Origin of the sequence: Pseudomonas avellanae BPIC 631, assembly GCF_000444135.1 — a bacterium.
Classification (GTDB): domain Bacteria; phylum Pseudomonadota; class Gammaproteobacteria; order Pseudomonadales; family Pseudomonadaceae; genus Aquipseudomonas; species Aquipseudomonas avellanae.
The window spans coordinates 23,126-39,449 of record NZ_ATDK01000242.1 but is presented as its reverse complement, the minus strand read 5'-3'; the positions used below and the strand labels follow the sequence as shown (position 1 = coordinate 39,449).

20 protein-coding genes and 1 pseudogene are annotated in these 16,324 nt (G+C 61.7%); 1 reads left to right on the top strand and 20 read right to left on the bottom strand.

What is annotated here, in order from left to right; all coding sequences use genetic code 11:
• Positions 1-18: 18 nt before the first annotated feature.
• The 13 genes and pseudogenes from DW49_RS0113220 to DW49_RS0113160 all read right to left on the bottom strand — a co-directional run bounded on the left by DW49_RS0113220 (position 19) and on the right by DW49_RS0113160 (position 9,092).
• The gene (locus DW49_RS0113220) at positions 19-1,065 is read right to left on the bottom strand and encodes an EscU/YscU/HrcU family type III secretion system export apparatus switch protein (protein ID WP_003377072.1); all 1,047 of its coding nucleotides are present in this window, start codon (positions 1,063-1,065) and stop codon (positions 19-21) included.
• Positions 1,066-1,881, bottom strand: a complete 816-nt coding sequence (gene sctT, locus DW49_RS0113215; protein WP_005617841.1) for a type III secretion system export apparatus subunit SctT — start codon at positions 1,879-1,881, stop codon at positions 1,066-1,068.
• 6 nt (positions 1,882-1,887) lie between these two features.
• Positions 1,888-2,157, bottom strand: a complete 270-nt coding sequence (locus tag DW49_RS0113210; RefSeq protein WP_005617840.1) for an EscS/YscS/HrcS family type III secretion system export apparatus protein — start codon at positions 2,155-2,157, stop codon at positions 1,888-1,890.
• Positions 2,158-2,161: 4 nt separating this feature from the next.
• Positions 2,162-2,818: a type III secretion system export apparatus subunit SctR gene (gene sctR, locus DW49_RS0113205; RefSeq protein WP_003377067.1), complete on the bottom strand. Its 657-nt coding sequence runs from the start codon at positions 2,816-2,818 to the stop codon at positions 2,162-2,164.
• Positions 2,815-3,885: a type III secretion system cytoplasmic ring protein SctQ gene (gene sctQ / locus DW49_RS0113200; RefSeq protein WP_005617839.1), complete on the bottom strand. Its 1,071-nt coding sequence runs from the start codon at positions 3,883-3,885 to the stop codon at positions 2,815-2,817. The genes sctR and sctQ overlap by 4 nt, the downstream gene beginning before the upstream one ends.
• Positions 3,882-4,367, bottom strand: a complete 486-nt coding sequence (locus tag DW49_RS0113195; protein ID WP_003377063.1) for a hypothetical protein — start codon at positions 4,365-4,367, stop codon at positions 3,882-3,884. The genes sctQ and DW49_RS0113195 overlap by 4 nt, the downstream gene beginning before the upstream one ends.
• 73 nt (positions 4,368-4,440) lie before the next feature.
• Positions 4,441-5,770 (bottom strand): annotated as a pseudogene (locus tag DW49_RS01000000128340) (FliI/YscN family ATPase).
• A complete protein-coding gene (locus DW49_RS0113185; protein ID WP_005617837.1) occupies positions 5,767-6,360 on the bottom strand; it encodes a FliH/SctL family protein in 594 nt (197 codons plus the stop codon). Before DW49_RS0113185 ends, DW49_RS01000000128340 begins: the two are co-directional and overlap by 4 nt.
• Positions 6,353-6,982, bottom strand: a complete 630-nt coding sequence (locus tag DW49_RS0113180; protein WP_005617836.1) for a hypothetical protein — start codon at positions 6,980-6,982, stop codon at positions 6,353-6,355. Before DW49_RS0113180 ends, DW49_RS0113185 begins: the two co-directional genes overlap by 8 nt.
• A complete protein-coding gene (gene sctJ, locus DW49_RS0113175) occupies positions 6,979-7,767 on the bottom strand; it encodes a type III secretion system inner membrane ring lipoprotein SctJ (RefSeq protein ID WP_005617835.1) in 789 nt (262 codons plus the stop codon). The genes DW49_RS0113180 and sctJ overlap by 4 nt, the downstream gene beginning before the upstream one ends.
• Positions 7,768-7,770: 3 nt before the next feature.
• On the bottom strand, positions 7,771-8,202 hold the full coding sequence (locus DW49_RS0113170) for a hypothetical protein (RefSeq protein ID WP_005617833.1): 432 nt from the start codon (positions 8,200-8,202) through the stop codon (positions 7,771-7,773).
• 9 nt (positions 8,203-8,211) lie between these two features.
• Positions 8,212-8,430, bottom strand: a complete 219-nt coding sequence (locus tag DW49_RS0113165; protein WP_003377051.1) for a hypothetical protein — start codon at positions 8,428-8,430, stop codon at positions 8,212-8,214.
• A 20-nt stretch (positions 8,431-8,450) separates the two neighbouring features.
• Complete coding sequence (locus DW49_RS0113160) at positions 8,451-9,092, bottom strand: hypothetical protein (RefSeq protein WP_029768507.1); 642 nt, start codon at positions 9,090-9,092, stop codon at positions 8,451-8,453.
• A gap of 118 nt (positions 9,093-9,210) precedes the next feature.
• Between DW49_RS0113160 and DW49_RS0113155 the strand changes: the two genes are divergently transcribed.
• Positions 9,211-9,993: a tetratricopeptide repeat protein gene (locus tag DW49_RS0113155; protein ID WP_005617830.1), complete on the top strand. Its 783-nt coding sequence runs from the start codon at positions 9,211-9,213 to the stop codon at positions 9,991-9,993.
• A gap of 2 nt (positions 9,994-9,995) precedes the next feature.
• Here DW49_RS0113155 and DW49_RS0113150 read toward each other — a convergent pair whose 3' ends face one another.
• From DW49_RS0113150 to DW49_RS1000000133115, 7 genes are all read right to left on the bottom strand, one after another.
• Positions 9,996-10,424, bottom strand: coding sequence for a hypothetical protein (locus tag DW49_RS0113150; RefSeq protein WP_005617828.1), 429 nt, complete (start codon positions 10,422-10,424; stop codon positions 9,996-9,998).
• 12 nt (positions 10,425-10,436) lie between these two features.
• On the bottom strand, positions 10,437-11,750 hold the full coding sequence (locus DW49_RS0113145) for a type II and III secretion system protein family protein (RefSeq protein WP_005617826.1): 1,314 nt from the start codon (positions 11,748-11,750) through the stop codon (positions 10,437-10,439).
• The gene (sctV, locus tag DW49_RS0113140) at positions 11,747-13,906 is read right to left on the bottom strand and encodes a type III secretion system export apparatus subunit SctV (RefSeq protein ID WP_024419945.1); all 2,160 of its coding nucleotides are present in this window, start codon (positions 13,904-13,906) and stop codon (positions 11,747-11,749) included. Before sctV ends, DW49_RS0113145 begins: the two co-directional genes overlap by 4 nt.
• Positions 13,903-14,241: a type III secretion apparatus assembly chaperone SctY gene (gene sctY, locus DW49_RS0113135; protein WP_003377036.1), complete on the bottom strand. Its 339-nt coding sequence runs from the start codon at positions 14,239-14,241 to the stop codon at positions 13,903-13,905. Before sctY ends, sctV begins: the two co-directional genes overlap by 4 nt.
• Positions 14,238-14,597, bottom strand: coding sequence for a hypothetical protein (locus DW49_RS0113130; protein WP_024419946.1), 360 nt, complete (start codon positions 14,595-14,597; stop codon positions 14,238-14,240). The genes sctY and DW49_RS0113130 overlap by 4 nt, the downstream gene beginning before the upstream one ends.
• Positions 14,594-15,538, bottom strand: coding sequence for a SctD/MshK family protein (locus DW49_RS0113125; protein ID WP_005617820.1), 945 nt, complete (start codon positions 15,536-15,538; stop codon positions 14,594-14,596). The genes DW49_RS0113130 and DW49_RS0113125 overlap by 4 nt, the downstream gene beginning before the upstream one ends.
• A gap of 122 nt (positions 15,539-15,660) precedes the next feature.
• Entirely contained in the window at positions 15,661-15,822 is a 162-nt protein-coding gene (locus tag DW49_RS1000000133115; RefSeq protein ID WP_003377029.1) for a hypothetical protein, read from the bottom strand.
• Positions 15,823-16,324 lie beyond the last annotated feature (502 nt).

Sequence of the window (16,324 nt, the reverse complement as noted above, 5' to 3'; positions counted from 1 at the left end):
GAACCGAGGCCTGCGGGTTTAGATGAGCCGCTGCGCAACCAGCGCATCGGCGACCGCCTGAAACGTGTTTTCCGGCACTGGATCACCCGCAACGCTGCGCCGGGCAATGGTCTCGGCAAGGCTCGCATCCGACCAGCGGGCAATGCCCAGTGGTACGGCCTCGGCCAGCAAGGCAGCCGAGTCGTGCGGCGCGGCGCGGCAGACCACAATCGGCACCGGCGTTTCACCGCGCACATAGCGCACCCCCACCACCCAGCCGCCACTGTCACCGATCAGCAAAGAGGCCCGTCCCAACCCAAGCTTTGTGGCCAGCGCCTGCATTTCACGCCGTTGACGCTGGCGTTCGCGCTTGATCATCGGGTCGCCGTCAACGTCCTTGCGCTCGCGCTTCTGCTCGCTGTGGCTCATTTTCATTTCACGGCCAAACAGCCAGCGCTGCATCAGCACATCCACCGCGCCAACCAGCAGAAAGGCCGCCAGTACGGTAAACACCAGCGGTTTGAGCACCAGGTAAAACGTGGATTCGATACAGCCTTCGCCACAGCGCGATGATTCCATCAACGCCTGCAGGGCCTGTCGGCCGACCACGTAAAATGCAAGGCCCAACAAAACGACCTTGACCAGCCCCTTAAGAAATTCGATCAGGTTACGCATGGCGAAAATGCGCTTGAACCCTTCGCCCGGATTGATCCGTTTGATGTCCGGCTGGATCGGCTCGACCGAAAATACGACGCCGCGCATCGTCACGATATTGGTCAAAATCACCGCGCCAACGGTAACCGCGACCACAGGCAGGGTAATACCGATGACAATCTGTTCGGCGTGGTCAAGCAGCCGAGGCCAGACCTCGGCAAAGGGCTCGATGTAGATCAGTGCGGTCAGATCGATCAACGCCTCGACCTGCGCACGCGCCTTGGGCAGCAATACCGAGATGCACAGGGTACACAGCAGAATGACCATGCCGGAGACCAGGTCCTGGCTTTTCGCGACCTGGCCCTTCTTGCGTGCGTCGCGCAGCTTCTTGTCCGTGGCCGGCTGGCTTTTTTCCTCGCTGGACTCACCCATTCAGGGACCCTCGCTGGCCAGTGCCTTGAGCACCTCGACCGTCCCTCGAAACTGCCCCAGTTGCTCGATCATGACCGGAATCAGAAAGCCGATATAAACCACCATCAATACGGCGAAGAACAGGTTCTTGACCGGCAGCGAAAGGTCAAAGATATGCAGGCTGGGGGCCATGCGAGACAGGTAGGCGAGCATCAGGTCGGTAATCAGCATTGCGATCAACAAGGGCGCAACCATCAGCACGCCGATACGCATCACCTGATCGAGAATGGCCAGAATGGACATCAGGGCAGCGCCGCTGAACAGCGGCGTGAACTCGGTCACCGGCCATAACTGATAGCTGTGGTAATACCCGTCGACCATCAGAATGAAACCGCCCGACATGAAAAACAGGGTAATGAGCGTGACCGTGAGCAACGTCGCCATCACGCTGGCCTCGCCCTGCCCGAGCGGGTCGACCAGTTGTTCCATGGTCGAGCCGCGTTGCAGGTCGATCAGTTCGCCAGCCACTTCCGCCGCCCAGAACGGGATGCCGAACAAAAGGCCGATCAGCAATCCGATCAGTAACTCCTTGATCATCAGCCCCGCGAGGAAAAAAACGCTGTGCTCAGGCATGGAGGTGAACGCCGAAAACACTGGCAGGATCATCGGCACCGAAATCGCCACCGCAACGCAACCGCGAATCATGCCGGTCAGGCCCAGACGATTGAACGCCGGGGTGATGATCACCACCCCCATTGCCCGCGAAGCCGCCAGCGATGCGGAACTGATCACCGGGTAGGCAACTTCGATGAACGCGTTGGTCAGATCAGCGCCCATGACGGATCAACAGGTCCATAAGGGGAAGTTGTCGAGCACCAGATTGCCCAGCTCGGCGACCTGCCCGGCCAGCAGCGGGCCGACAAACACGATCACCAGCAGTACGGCCACCAGTTTGACCACCTGGGGCAGCGTCTGGTCCTGAATCTGGGTCAGCGCCTGCAGCAGGCCCACGCTGAGCCCCACGACGATGGCGACGATCAGCGCCGGTGCCGAGAGCAGCAGCACCGTCATCAAGGCCTTGTTCATCAGCGAGAGAAATACGTCCTGGCCCACGCCGTCAGCCTCCGTAGCTCAGGATCAGGCCATGCATCAGCCGCGACCAGCCGCTGAGCGCGACAAACAGGAAAATCTTCAAGGGGATCGAAATCAAGGTGGGCGAAACCATTGACATGCCCATTGCCATCAACACATTGGAGACCAACAGGTCGACGACCAGAAACGGGATGTACAGCAAAAAGCCGATCTCGAAAGCGCGGGTCAGTTCAGAGCTGACGAACGCCGGAATCAGTACCACCAGGTCGTCATCGCGCAGATCGGCACGTGCCTCGGGAGACCAGATGGTCTCGGTGGCCTGAACGAAAAAACCACGCTCGCTCTCGTTGGCGAACTTCGACAAATGCGCCTGCAACGGCGGTCGCAAGGCGCTGCCGAGTTCTTCCAGTTGCTGGACATTCTGCAAACTCAGGTCACGGCCCTGCACCTCCCGGTACATATCGCCGATCAGCGGCGTGGTCACGTAGACCGAAAGAATCAGCGCAATGCCATAAAGCACCAGATTTGGCGGTGTCTGCTGCACGCCCAGCGCATTACGGATCAGAAACAGCACCACGGATATCTTCATGAAACCCGTCAGGGTCACCACGGCCAGTGGTATCAAACCGATGGTGGCTACGACGACAATGATCTCGATCAGGTTTGGCTGATAACCGTTCATGAGCCGTTGAAACCGAGCAGACGTACACCCAGACCGTCGCCGATACTGACCAATTGGCCACGGCCTATCCTTCGTCCGTTCACCATCAGGTCTACTTCATCGTGCGCCGGGGTGGCCAAGGGCAAAAGGCTGCCCGGTGCCATCTCGCGCAGTTGCGCCAGCGTCAGTTCGACCGTGCCCAACTGGCAGACCAGCGTCAGCGGCAAGTCGTCCAGCGACGTATCCAGGTCGGGGCTGGCAGTTATTTCGCTCATCAAATCATTCCTGTTGAAGGTGTGGGCGGCGTGATGCCGGGTGACAGACCGCAGCGGGCCCAGCCATTCGAGGGTTTCACCCTGGCGTCTGGCGACTGTCTGGCAGTGACTGCCCAAGCGCAGCTGCACCTGAGCGTCAGGCAAGGTGTCGAGCATGACCACGTCGCCCGGCACCAGACTGCGCAACTCGCTCGTGTTCAGCGGCGCCTGCCCGGCCTCGACACTCAGCTGGAGCCTGACAGCCACAAGCGGGTCATGCTTTACCGCCGCATGCCGTTCCAGCAGCGCAATGACCTGACGCGCACTGTCCGCCTGCAGATGCAGGCTCAGCGTGTGTGTCGGGCCGTTATCCGGTTGGATTTCCATCGCGACACTGATGCCATTTCCAGGCAGCTCCGCTGGCCGGTTTGCAGCCCGGGGGAGCACCTGAAAAGACTCGCCCGTCAGTGTTTCCAGCGGTTCAATCCAACTCAGCCACGCGTGCTCCAGCAGCAACGCGTCGGCCGGCGTGGCGATTGCCGGACCGGGCTGCCAGGCCAATCCCGACTGTTCAAACAGCTCAAGCGGAACATCCAGCGCCATCTCGCGCTGCCCCAGCCTGACCGCCACACGCACCGGCTGCTGACACTCGCCCCCTTGGCTGGTCCAGCGCACCCCGAACGGCCGCTGGCCCAGGACAATCCGCCAGGGCGCTGTCTGACGATGCAAGCGGTTATGCAGACTGAGCAAAACGGCATCGAACTGCGCCAGCCTGCTGCGCGCGATGCCGTCGCCGGAAACCGAGGCCGGCACCGGTTGAGCGAACGCGGTCATCGCTTGTCTCCAGCGTTCGACCCGCCAGCGGGCAACTCTGGCTGATCCGCTTCATCGCGCTGTTCACTGACCCGCACATCCTCGCGCATGCGCTGCTCGACCAGGCTCTGCCAGGCGCGGCTTCTGTGTTGCTGTTGCACATGTGTTTGCCTGAGCCGTTCGCGTACTTGCTCTGCAGACTCCACGGTCAAGGCCACCGCCTCGGCTTCGGCCTGCAACGCCTGGCGCTCCTCATTCAGTTGCTCCAGGCGTTCCTGAATGGCCCTTGATTCGCTGACCGACAGGCCCTCGCTGAAACGGCCGTAAGCCCGCTCGGCTTCCTGAACCAGACGTTCCCGGTGCAGACGTAATGTTTCCCGCGCCTGATCCAGCTCATGGTGCGCGTCCCGGCAACGCTCGCGTTGAGTGGTAAGTAGCGCGGCAGCTCGTTGCTCACGCATCAGGCGCAAGGCTTGCAGACTGTACAGGTCAGCCTTTTTCATAAGCGTATTCCAAAGCAAAGGCCCGTCGGCACCCCATCGGGGAGTGAACCGAGGGCAGGCTGAAAAACCGGTGTCATGCGAGCACCTTGCGCAGATAAACCAGGGTCTGAGTCAGGCTGTCGTGTTCGGCGGCGGGTTGGCGCAGAAACGCTTCAATTGCGCTGTGGCGGATAATCGCCTCGTCCGCCACCGGGTCGCTGCCGGCGGCGTATTCGCCCACCTGAATCAACAATTCGATCTCCTGACGCCGGGCGATCAACTCACGCAGCCGCGACGCCAGGCGCTTGTGCTCCGGGGTGGCGACGTGATCCATCAGACGGCTGCGACTGCGCAGCACATCGATTGCCGGAAAGTGATCACGCTGAGCCAGCTCGGCACTCAGCACGATATGCCCATCAAGGATCGAGCGGGTTTCCTCGGCCACCGGGTCCGTCGTCGCGTCGCCTTCGGTCAATACCGTGTACAACGCCGTGATACTGCCCGACGGGCCGGGACCGGCGCGTTCCAGCAAGCGTGGCAATGCCGAGAAAAACGAAGGCGGATAACCGCGTCGGGTCGGCGGCTCACCCACCGCCAGACCGATCTCGCGCTGGGCACGGGCGAAACGGGTCAGGCTGTCCATCAACAGCAGCACATTGCGGCCTTGGTCGCGGTGGTATTCGGCCAGAGTCGTGGCCACATAGGCTGCCCTGACCCGCTCGGCAGCGGGACGGTCCGAGGTGGCAACCACCGCGACAGTGCGTGCGCGCGCCGTGGCGTCCAGCTGGCCTTCCAGCAGTTCGCGCACCTCACGGCCCCGCTCGCCGATCAGCCCGATGACGATCACGTCAGCGTCACTGTTGCGCACGATGCTCGCCAACAGCGAAGACTTGCCCACGCCGGGCTCGCCAAAAATGCCCATCCGCTGCCCCTGGGCGAGGGTCAGCAGGCTGTCGATAGCCCGCACGCCCAGCGACAGTGGCTTGACAATGCGCTGGCGACTGAAAGGCGCTGGCGGCTCGGCGTGCAGCGGGTAACGCTGTAACCCGAGCGCCGCAACGGGCGCGGGACCGTCGAGGAACTCGCCCATCGGGCTGATTCACCCGGCCCAGCAGCGCATCGCCGACCTGCACCCCCAGCGCCTGGCCTGTGGCAATGATCTGGGTGCGGGTCGACAACCCTTCCATCGAGCCAATCGGAGACAGAATCGCGTCATCCTCATCAAAGCCGATGACTTCCGCTGACAGCTCTCGCCCGTTACCCGGGTCACGCAGCAGACACAGTTCACCGATGCGCACCCCGGCGACACTGGCGCGCAACAGCACCCCGCGAATGCTGCGCAAGGTGCCGCGCATAGGCCTGGGCTGGGCAAGCTGCAAACGCCGTTCGAGATCAGGCAACAGCGCCATCAAGGCCTCGCTCATAGAGAGTCCCCTTCTGCCAACGGCAGCAATGCGCGGCGCAAGTTGTCCAGTTGCGCGTCCAGCCCCAGTTCCACGGAGCCTGCGGGGCCACCCAGCCGCGCTTGACCCGCCTGCAACTGGTCATCGCCCACGATGCTCAATGCCTTCAATGCCAGCGGCGCGTGCCCCAGTTGCTGGCGCAGGCCTTCGACCTCAGCAAGTGGCACGTAGAGGGTCAAGGTCTGATCCTGACGAAACGCCGACAATGCTTGCGCGGTGCAGCGCAACAGTCGCTCGCGATCATCCATCTCGCCCAGTACCTGACGGGCAATACCCAGCGCCAGTTCAGCCAGCTCGTTTTCCAGCCCGGCCAGGTAGCGATCGACCCCGACGCTGGCCTGTGCAAGCAGCGCGGCTACCTGCTCGGCACCTTCCTGCCGGGCGCGCTCGAAGCCTTCGGCACGCGCCTGTTCAAGCCACTGTGCGCTGTTTTCGCGAACAGACCGGGCTTGCCGGTGAGCGGCTTCGACAAAGGCGTAGCCGTCAATCCACTGATCGGCTTCTGCGGCGCGTACTATCCGGGAAGCAGGTCGGCTGGGTAGCTCACTCATGCGCGTTGACCTCTGTCAAATGGCGAGCAACGGCTTGCACCACGGTGACCTGCTGTTCATTGTCAGGTTGTGGGTGTTTCTCTTGCGCAGGCGCCTGCAGACGCAGCAGCAACAAGGCGCGCAGCTGTGCAGGCTGAGCCTCAAGCCAGGCGGCCACGCAGGCCGCACCGTCGCGGTCTATGACCTGAATCAGCTCGTCCGGGGTACGCAACAGATTGGCCGCCCCCGCCAGCTGTCGATGCGCCAACGCCAGCGTGAACGCATCGTCGCCCAGCAAGCGTCGGTATTCGCTGACCACTTCGCCGCGAATTTCCCGGCTCAGGGTCGCCGCGTGCCAGACCGCGCCGCACAGGCGTGGCAGGCGTGAAAAATCGTTATCGGACAGCAGCAGAACGGTCAGGTCCTGCTGCGCCGGCGGCTCCAATTGCGCCAACGGGCGCAGTTTGAAATGCCCGATCAGCAATTGCTCGAAACGCTCTTTGAAACGCGGCGTATCGCGCAATGCAGCAAGCTGGAGGGCATCCACATCGCGTGCCAGGCATTCGGCCAGCCTGTGCTCGGCTACAAAACTCAGCGGGCGCTCGGTCAGCGTCTGCCACTGGCTGATCAGTGAGGCATTCATGGTGCGTCACTCAGGGCATAGGTCGTTTCAACCCGGCGCCGGTGCCAAAACTGACGCGTCAGCAACCCGGCAAGCACCAGCACGATCAGCAACAGCGTGCCAAACAACCAGCGCGCAGCGGGCACGTCACCTTTCAGCATCCACAAGCCCAGAAAACTGCCCAGCTGCGGCTGAGTGCCGGCCTTGTCGGGGATGACCGCCTTGACCGCCTTGATCGCCGTGACCGACACGCCGTCATAACCCAGCCCGGAAATGCCGTTGGCAACCAGCGTCTTGATCTGCGGTATCAGCACATTGATGTCGGTTCGCGGGTCAAAGCGAACCAGCACCGACGCCGACGAAGGCGATATCACCCGCTTGAGCAGATCGTTGTCAGGCAGTACCACATGCACCCGCGCCGAAAGAATGCCGTCGATCTGCGAGACGGTATGCGACAGCTCCTCGCTCAGCGCGTAAACCATCTGTGCACGCTCCTGCACCGGTGAGGACACCAGGCCATTGCCCTTGAAGACCTCTCCCATGTTGGAAAAACTCTGCCCCGGCAAACCGGCATCGTCCAGCGCCGCCATCGCCTGGGCGAAGCGCTTTTCGTCGACCATGACCTTGAGCTGACCGTTGTCCTGAACCTTGCGCGACGCCGGTATGCCGTCGCGCAGCAACACAGCGAGCATGGCATTGGCCTCGCGTTCGCCGAGGTTGGTGTAAAGATCGATGTCGCAGGCCTGCAACAGGCTGGCAAGGGTTGCCACGATTAACAGGCGCAGGACACGGCAACGTCTGGGCATGGTTCACTGACCTTTGAGAAGGGTATTGGCGGAACCGGAGATCTGTGTGGCCCCGCGCACTACCATCTGGGTTTCGATGGAGTAATCGAACATCCGCCCCAGCGACTGAACGATACGGTCCACCTGCGGTTCACCGACTTTACCGGGCGCCTGACCACCCGAGGCGCTCGGCGTCGAAGCCTGACTGGCAGACTGCGGCGCGTTACCCTGGGTCAGCGCGTCGGCGCGTTCGGAAAACTGCCGCGAACGATCAATGAAGCCGTCCAGCCGCTCCATCAGGTTGCTGCCGATCTGATGCGGGCTTGCCCCTTGCGGCATGCCTTTGGACGTCTCGGCCATGTGTTCGAAGAGGTTCTGCGAAGCCTGTGGCCCCGCGCCTCCTCCCGGCGACGGCAAGGCAGCTGCCGCCGGTGACGCAGCGAGATTGACGGTCATGGTCGGAACCTATTCAGAGTCGTCGTCGGACTGGGCTTCGTTAAGCATTTCCTGAGCGCGGGGCATGATGATGAACTGCCCGCCGATGGTCACCGCCTGGGTGATCAGGGCATCGTTGAACTCGCTGTCGCTGGCAGCCTGTTCGGCGTTCTCGACGGCGGCATTGAAGCGCGATTCCTGGCCGGAAACGCTGGTGTCTACGTTGCTGTCTACGGAATTGACGGACATGGGTAGTGCTCCTTTTCTGGTTACTGACGGTCGGTGGCGACTTGAGTGACGACACCGCCACGAAAGACCCGCACACCGCGCTCGCGCACCACCGGTGCGGCCTCGGCGACAGGTTGACGATCGATGTGTTGCTGAATCTGCGCCAGCCAGGCGGGCGGTCCGGAGACAAACAGGCTGTCGTTATCGGCACTGACGCGAGTGGACATTGGCTGACCGGACACTTCCAGACGAGCCAGATAGCCCTGCAATTCATCCAACTGCGAACCTTGCAGGCCGAATACCCGGGTGCCGACTTCATCAGCGCTGGCGATGTGCAGCACATTGCCGTCGAAGTACCAGCTCAACTGGTTGGCATCGCACAGACGGCCGAGAAACTCGCCAGCGGTGCCGCCACGCACGGTGCCGCGAGCATTGCCACGGACTTTTTCGGAAAACACCACAATCAGGTCCAGGTTCTGGCCGAACTCGGTCAACGCGCCACGAATGTCCTGATCGACCAGTACATAGGCGTAAGGCTCGGCAAACCAGTCGGGCGTGCGTTCCGGCGATGCGTTCAACCCACCGGACAGCGTGCACAGCAGTATCAGCATCAACAGTTGCGACAAGCGCCCATCAGCCTTCAAGTACGACACGGCATTCCCCCTGACGGTGAAGTGGTACATGACGGACAGCGCTCAGAAAACGGTCGCTATTCAGCGCCGGGGCTATAAAATGGCGCTCGCCTGCAAAGGCCATCGACGGCTGAACCGCCGCGCCCTGTCCCTCACAAGAGCCTTGTCCATGCCACCTCGTTCTGTCCCCACGTTGTTGTTGCTTGGCTGCCTGACTCTGGCGGCGTGCTCGACCCAGCCCAGGCCGGATGCCAGCTACGAACGCTTCATGCAGCTGGCCGCAGACCTGGAAAAACGCGGTGACTCGACCACAGCGGCGTCTTTCTATCAGCGCGCTACGCAGCAACCTGAGGCCGGTGTCGAATCGTGGCGCAAACTGGGTGCTGCGCTGCTCGCCAGCAACGACACGCGCGGCGCAGAGCGTGCTTATCAGCAGGCGCTGGAGCTCAAGACCGATGACCCGGATGCACTGCTGGGGCTGGGCACCGCACAGCTGCGCCAAGGCAAACTGGAGCGCGCTGTCACGGCGCTGACTCAGGCTGCCAACGCGTTGCAACAGCCGCAAGCCTGGAACCGCCTTGGCATTGCGCAGATTCTGAGCGGCCAGACCAACGCCGCGCAGACGGCCTTCACAACCAGCCTGCGACTCGCCCCGAACGACCTCGACACCCGCTGCAATCTGGCCCTGGCTTACGCGCTGGGCGACGACAACCAACAAGCGCTGGAGACCATTCGCAGCGTCAGCCAATCGCCCTTGGCGCAACCGCGCCATCAACGCAATCAGCTGCTGGTCATGGTGCTGGCCGGAAAAGAGAAAGACCTCAAAGGCATGACCTTCGACGACATTCCCAAGGCCGAGCGCGGCAAGCTGATCGCCGAAGCACGACGTGTCAAAGCCATACCGGACCACGCCGAACAGGCACGCGAACTGGGTTTGATTGACGGCAACTGAACTCATCGCGCCTCCTGAGTAGTGGCGTTGGCCTGTTGCTCGGCCTGACGCCGACGCAGCTCTTCGCGGTCATAGCCATCGATGTAGACCTGCGCGGCGCGCCCGACCGGTGCCGCCATGACAGGCCCTGTGCTGCGGCCGTGCAACACGTCGGCGCGCTGTTCGACCATCTGCAGCAGAATCAGGTTGCTGGCGCAGCCCGGCGGCAACAGCGGCTGAAAATCCTCGCCCACACCCACCTCGTCCTGCGCGGCTGGCTGCCCGCAGGCCAGCGGTACAAGCTCCACTCGGCCATCAGCGCGGGTGATGGCGCTGTAATCCGGCGAATAGCTGACCGGATCAAGGTGCGTCTTGCAGCCTGGCAACAGGCCTAACGGCACGCACAACAGCACCAGTGCAGGCAGGCGTGGCATCATCGAAATCAGGTTCATGGCCGTTCCCTGTCAGTTCATGTAGAAGCCGAACGCGCCGCCGCTGCGCGGACCGGCCGATGCGGTGCTGGCGGCGCGCTGCTTGTCCAGCGGCGTAGCGACCACGCGCGCCTTGACCGGCTCGACCAGATAAGGGGTGATCAGAATCACCAGTTCGGTTTCGTTGCGCTGAAAACGCTTGGAGCGGAACAGATTGCCGAGGATCGGCATATCACCCAGCATTGGTACCTTGTCCATGTCCTGGCTGCTTTCGCGCTGGAACAGCCCGGCGATCGCGAACGTCTGGCCGCTGCCCACTTCAACCCGGGTATCGGCGCGGCGTACGCGGAACGACGGCACCTGATAGCCATTGACGTCCAGCGTCGAGGTACTCATCAGGCTGCTGACCTCCGGGCGTACCTGCAGGGCAATGCGTCCGTTGGGCAACAACGTCGGACTGAACAGCAGCGACACCCCATAAGGCTTGTATTCGATACCGACCACTTCGCGATTGACCGGCACTGGCACGGCCACTTCGCCGCCGGCCAGAAAACTCGCGGTCTGCCCTGTCATCGCGGTGATGTTCGGCTCGGCCAACACTTCAAGCACGCCATTGCTTTGCAGCGCTTCGAGCATGGCGTCGATATTGACGTTGCCTGATGCCAGCCCAGCGCTGATCACATTCGATGCGCCACCCGCCGCATCGGCAGCCAGTCCGCCGCCCGTGAGCAGGCCGAATGAAAAGGTGCCGTTGTTGAACAAGGCATTCCAGTTCACCCCGTAGCGCAGCAGCTCGGAGCGCGAGACTTCGGCGAAACGCACGCGGATATTCACCTGCGCCGACCCGGCGTAGGTGGCACTGTTGACCGTCGACTGAAAATTCTGCCCTTCGGTGCTCAACAAGGCATTGAGATCGGTGGCTTCGCCGACGTCCTGCACCGAGCCACTGGCGATTACTCGACTGCCCGAGGCGTTGATGCGCACCTGGCTCTGTGGGTGCAGCGCCTTGAGGGGGCGTGTCACTGCGGCAGTTCCGCTGCTTACCGCCAGGCTTAACGCCGCCGTCTCGCGACCTTCGCTGTCGAGCGCAATCAGGCTGGTCTGGCCAGCGGCCTTGCCGAACACGTAGATCACGCCGGGCGACACCACCTGCAAGTCAGCAATGCCCGGCTCGGCCACCATCACCGAATCGACAGGCGCCGAAAAATGCAGCACCCGACCTTCGCCGATGGCTAGATCGACAGTGCCCTTGGCGCCCTTGGCGATGGTTTCGGCACAAGCCCCCGTGGCGATGAGCAACATGCCCGCCGCGACGGTAAAAAACCGTAATACAGTTACTGAGGTCATAAGGCAGTCGCCAGAGGAGTGACAGCACCGGCCCTGGAGGCCGGACGTGCAATGACATCGGTCAGGCTGACAGTGCCGACCGCTTGAAGGTTGTATTCGGTGGCAAGCTCGCGAAACGACAGAACGGGCAATTGCAGCTCGCCGCGCACAATGAGACGGCGCATGCACCGACGCAGCTCCGAATGCACCAGCAATACCGTCAGGTCCGGGTCCGGAAGCACATCACACAGACGACGCAGCTGGACCAGCACCGTGCGGCCGATATCGTCCGGCAGCGAGTCGCGGTTCTTGTCCTGACGGCCCAGCGCGCCACGCAGTTGCTCTTCCAGCGCTGGTGCCAGCACAAAAGCACTGATCATCCTGTTGCGATCGGCGTACTGGTGGCTGATCTGCCGCGCCAGCCCGGCACGCAGATGCTCGGTCAGCCTTCCAGCATCGGACTCGGTACCGCCCCACTCGACCATCGACTCCAGCAGACCACGACGGTTGCGTATCGATACGCCCTCGGCAACCAGCAGGCGCAGGGCTTCTGCGACACGTTGCAGGGGCATGATGCGCAGCACTTCCTTGATCAGCTCGCCATACTTGCCCTCAAGCTGTTCAAGCATCAGGCGGGTTTCCTGAATGCCCAGAAAATCAGCAGCGTAACGACGCAACATGCGGTCCAGCACTTCGCGCAACACTTCATCAGCAAACAGAAAACCTATTCCGGCGTCCTGTAACGCGCCGACATGCTCGCGACCTATCCAACGACCGGGACGCGAGGCGATGGGCGACGGGGCTTCAACCGGCTCCAGGGAGATCAGCTGCGCGTGCAGCGGATCGTCCTGCAGCAACAGCAGTTTTGCGCCGAACTCCCCTTCGGTAACCGGTACACCTTCCAGCTCTACCTGAAAGCGATCTGCCGGCAGGGCTCGGTCCAGGTATACCTCGGGCACCGGCACCTCTACACCCAGTTCATTACGAATGTCGTGACACAGGGCTTCGATGCGCTGACGCAGGGGCTGCAATGGCGCGGCCTCCGCCAGACCGGCGCCAATACTCAGTAGCACTCGACTGTCGTGTGGTCGCTCTGCAGTGTCCAGTACACTCGCGAGCGCCACGGACGGTTCAGGCTCCGCCAACACGTCCTGCGTGGGCAGCTCTGCATGGACCAACGCCCGTGCTGCCCGGTTGTCGCGCCGCCAGAGCAGGAATGCGCTGCCGCCCAGCACCGCAGCCAGTCCGACGAATACCAACAACGGAAAGCCCGGCAGCATGCCGACGCCGAGCAAAATCACCGCAGTCAGCCCGAGCGCCCGGTGGCTGGCACTCAGTTGCCTGACAATCTCCGTGCCCAGATCGCGCTCTTCGCCATCACTGTTGACGCGCGTTACCACGGTGCCTGCTGCTACCGATATCAACAGCGCCGGAATCTGCGCGATGAGGCCGTCGCCAACCGTCAGCAAGGAATAGACATGCGCCGCCTCGGCAAACGGCATACCACGCTGGACCATGCCGATCATCATGCCGCCCAGCAGGTTGACGAACAGAATCACCAGCCCGGCAATGGCATCGCCCTTGACGAACTTCATGGCGCCGTCCATTGCCCCGAACATCTGGCTTTCGCGCTCCAGACGCGAACGACGGCTGCGCGCCTGTGCCTGATCGATATCGCCGTTGCGCAGATCGTTATCGATGCTCATCTGCTTGCCGGGCATCGCATCCAGGGTAAAGCGCGCGGCCACTTCGGCGACCCGTTCAGCGCCCTTGGTGATGACCACGAACTGCGCAACGGTAATGATCAGAAACACCACCAGCCCGACCACCACCTGGCCGGCAATTACAAAATCCCCGAACGCCTTGACAATATGCCCGGCATTGCCGTCCAGCAGGATCAGGCGCGTGGTGGTGATCGAGAGGGACAGACGAAACAGCGTGCTGAGCAGAATCAGCGGCGGCAGCGCCGAGAACTCCACCGAGTGGTGGATGTAGAACGCAACAATGAGAATCAGCAGGCTCAGGGCGATGTTGACGCCTATCAGCGCATCGACCAGATAGGTTGGCATCGGGATGATCATCATCGCAATGGCCATGAGCATGAACGCAACAATGATCACATCGGTGCGTTTGGAAGCAGTCTCGACCAGCCGGTTCAGCGCACTCATGAGGGTCATTGCGCAGCCCTCCGGGCATCCAGGTAACGTTTGAAGCACAGTCGCGCTTCGTCCTTACGCCCGGCCTTCCACAGGGCACGACTGCGCAGCAGGCGCAACGCGACGCTTTCACCCTGCTGCTCAACCAGCCTGTCCAGCGCGGCAAGCGCCCGGTCGGCGTCTCCGCTGTCAGTGAATGCCAGCACCAGACTGTGCAGCAGCGCGCTGTCCGTCGGTGCCAGCTGGATGGCTATCAGCAGCATCACCAGCGCCCGTTGCGGCTGACCACTGCGCCGGTACAGATCGCCCAGACCGGTGAGCAGTTCGACGCATTCGCGGTCCTGGCGCACACTCATGACTGCACCTGGGCACGTTGCTGTTCCAGCAACAGGCGGATATCGATTTCTTCACGAATCACGTCTTCCGCCAGCGCCCTGATCTCAGGATCGGCATCAAGCGTCGGCAAGACTTCGTCCAGCAGATAGCGCAGCACCTGCAATGAACGCGTGGTCCCGAACAACTGCGCATTAACGCTGGCGGCCTGCCCGGTCTGCTCCAGCTCACCGCGCAACGAACGGCGGGTTTTGCGTTCGCGCTGATCAAGCAATGCTTCGAACCGGGGCCCCTGACGTGGCTGCGGCGGAGCAACACGCTCGACGGCTGGCAAGGTAGTGGCGGACGGCAGCGCGGTGGGCCGCGGATCGACTTTCATAAGGTGAAGGCAAACCGTTCCTGACCGCGTACCAGGCGTACCTGATCACCGTCGATGCTGTCCAGCCTCCAGTTGTCCGGCAGCAGAGCGCCTGGATAGACGCGCTTGCCATGCTCGTCGATCACGTAGGGATTACGACCGAACCACACGGCCTGAAAACGCACGCGAGGCGTGGCGACGGGTGCGCTGGCATGCACCTTGGGCGTGAGGACAATATGCTGGCCGAAGCGGCTGTCGAAGGCCTGTTGAATTTTCAGCCAGCGGTCCTTGTCAGCGGCAGGGTAATCGCCTGCGACGCTGAGCTGGCCGCCCTCCTCGTGCACGCGCAATTGCACCAGGCTGGCGTTCTGCAGCGCATTTTCAAGCCAGCTGCGGGCCTGCACCAGCGTCGGAGCAATCCGGGTCGGCAAACCCACGTCTGTCGTTGAAGCACCTTGCGGGACGACTTGCGCCGGGGCGCGAAAGGCAAACGCGGTTGCGCACGTCACCAGCAGCAACAGCGCAGCCAGCGCCGGCCACTTCAGGGTCTGGACGATGCCTGACATTAACGCCGAAGACGTGAGCGAGGATGGCGCACTTCGCGTGCTGCGCAGGCGCAACTGGCTCTGGCCCAGCGACAACTCGACAGGCAGGTCGAGGCGCTGGCCATGTCCGAGACTGATCGACAGGTGCTTGCCAAGCCGGTCGACTACCGATACGTCGCCGCCCAGCGCCTCTATTGCAACTTGCCCGCAGGAAAAGCGCAGGCGCACGTGCCGCTGCGCCACATCAGCATCGCCCAGCACAAGGTCGGCCGACGCAGCGCTGCCAATCACGTAAACGGGTTTGCCAAGTGCCAGCGAAACACCCTGATGCAAACCATGGAGAATGTCGAGTTCGACGGCACCGCTCTCTTGCGCCGAAGCGTCGGGCGTCGCGCTCAATGAAATCAAGGCTGTCATGATCGAGTCACCACCGTGTGATCTACCGGAAACGGCGCGTCAAAGCCGGGTAAAACTGTCGATCGGAAGACTTTCCATGCGCAGTGGGTGCAGGCAGCTGCAGCGCTGCCTGCACGACAACGTCAGTTCTGCGGACGTTGCTTGGTAGCATCCAGCTCGGCTTTCTTGGCAGTGGAGATTTCAGTGATCTTGGCCGATTTCTCGATGGCCATATCAAAGGTGGCCGACATCTTTTCGATGGCTGCGTCGGAGTTGCCGGAGCTTACGGGTGGCGTCGAACTCATGTTGTTTCTCCTTGCTTGGCGTTGCTTCGAGGGGAAGTTTTATCTGCTTGAAACAGATCAAAGTGCCATCACCCAACAACTGGCAGCGATGTAGATGCACTTCACTGTGTGGCGAATTAATAGTAATCAGCGTCCGTTGTTCAATGCTGTGAAACGTTGTGAAATCAGCAATTCACAGACGATTAAAAGCAATGAACATCAGCGATATCAAACTGATATTTGTTTCTGGTTTATTTCTATTGAAATTATATTTTCATGTACGCCCTTACTGGGATACGGCTGTTTACGGGCCACCCGACGACGCACGCACTGTTTATTCACTCCTGTGAAATGTTGTGAAAAGCGTTTTCTCAACCGCCACTTTTCCCGTTGGAATGTTAGTGTCGGAAAAATAAGCAACGCACTTCATCATATTAAAACGAGACACAGTTCAAACTTTCCAGCCAGCCCGAACAGCACACACCGATTGATAAGCAAGGCCCTCCGGTATTGCGCGGCGATC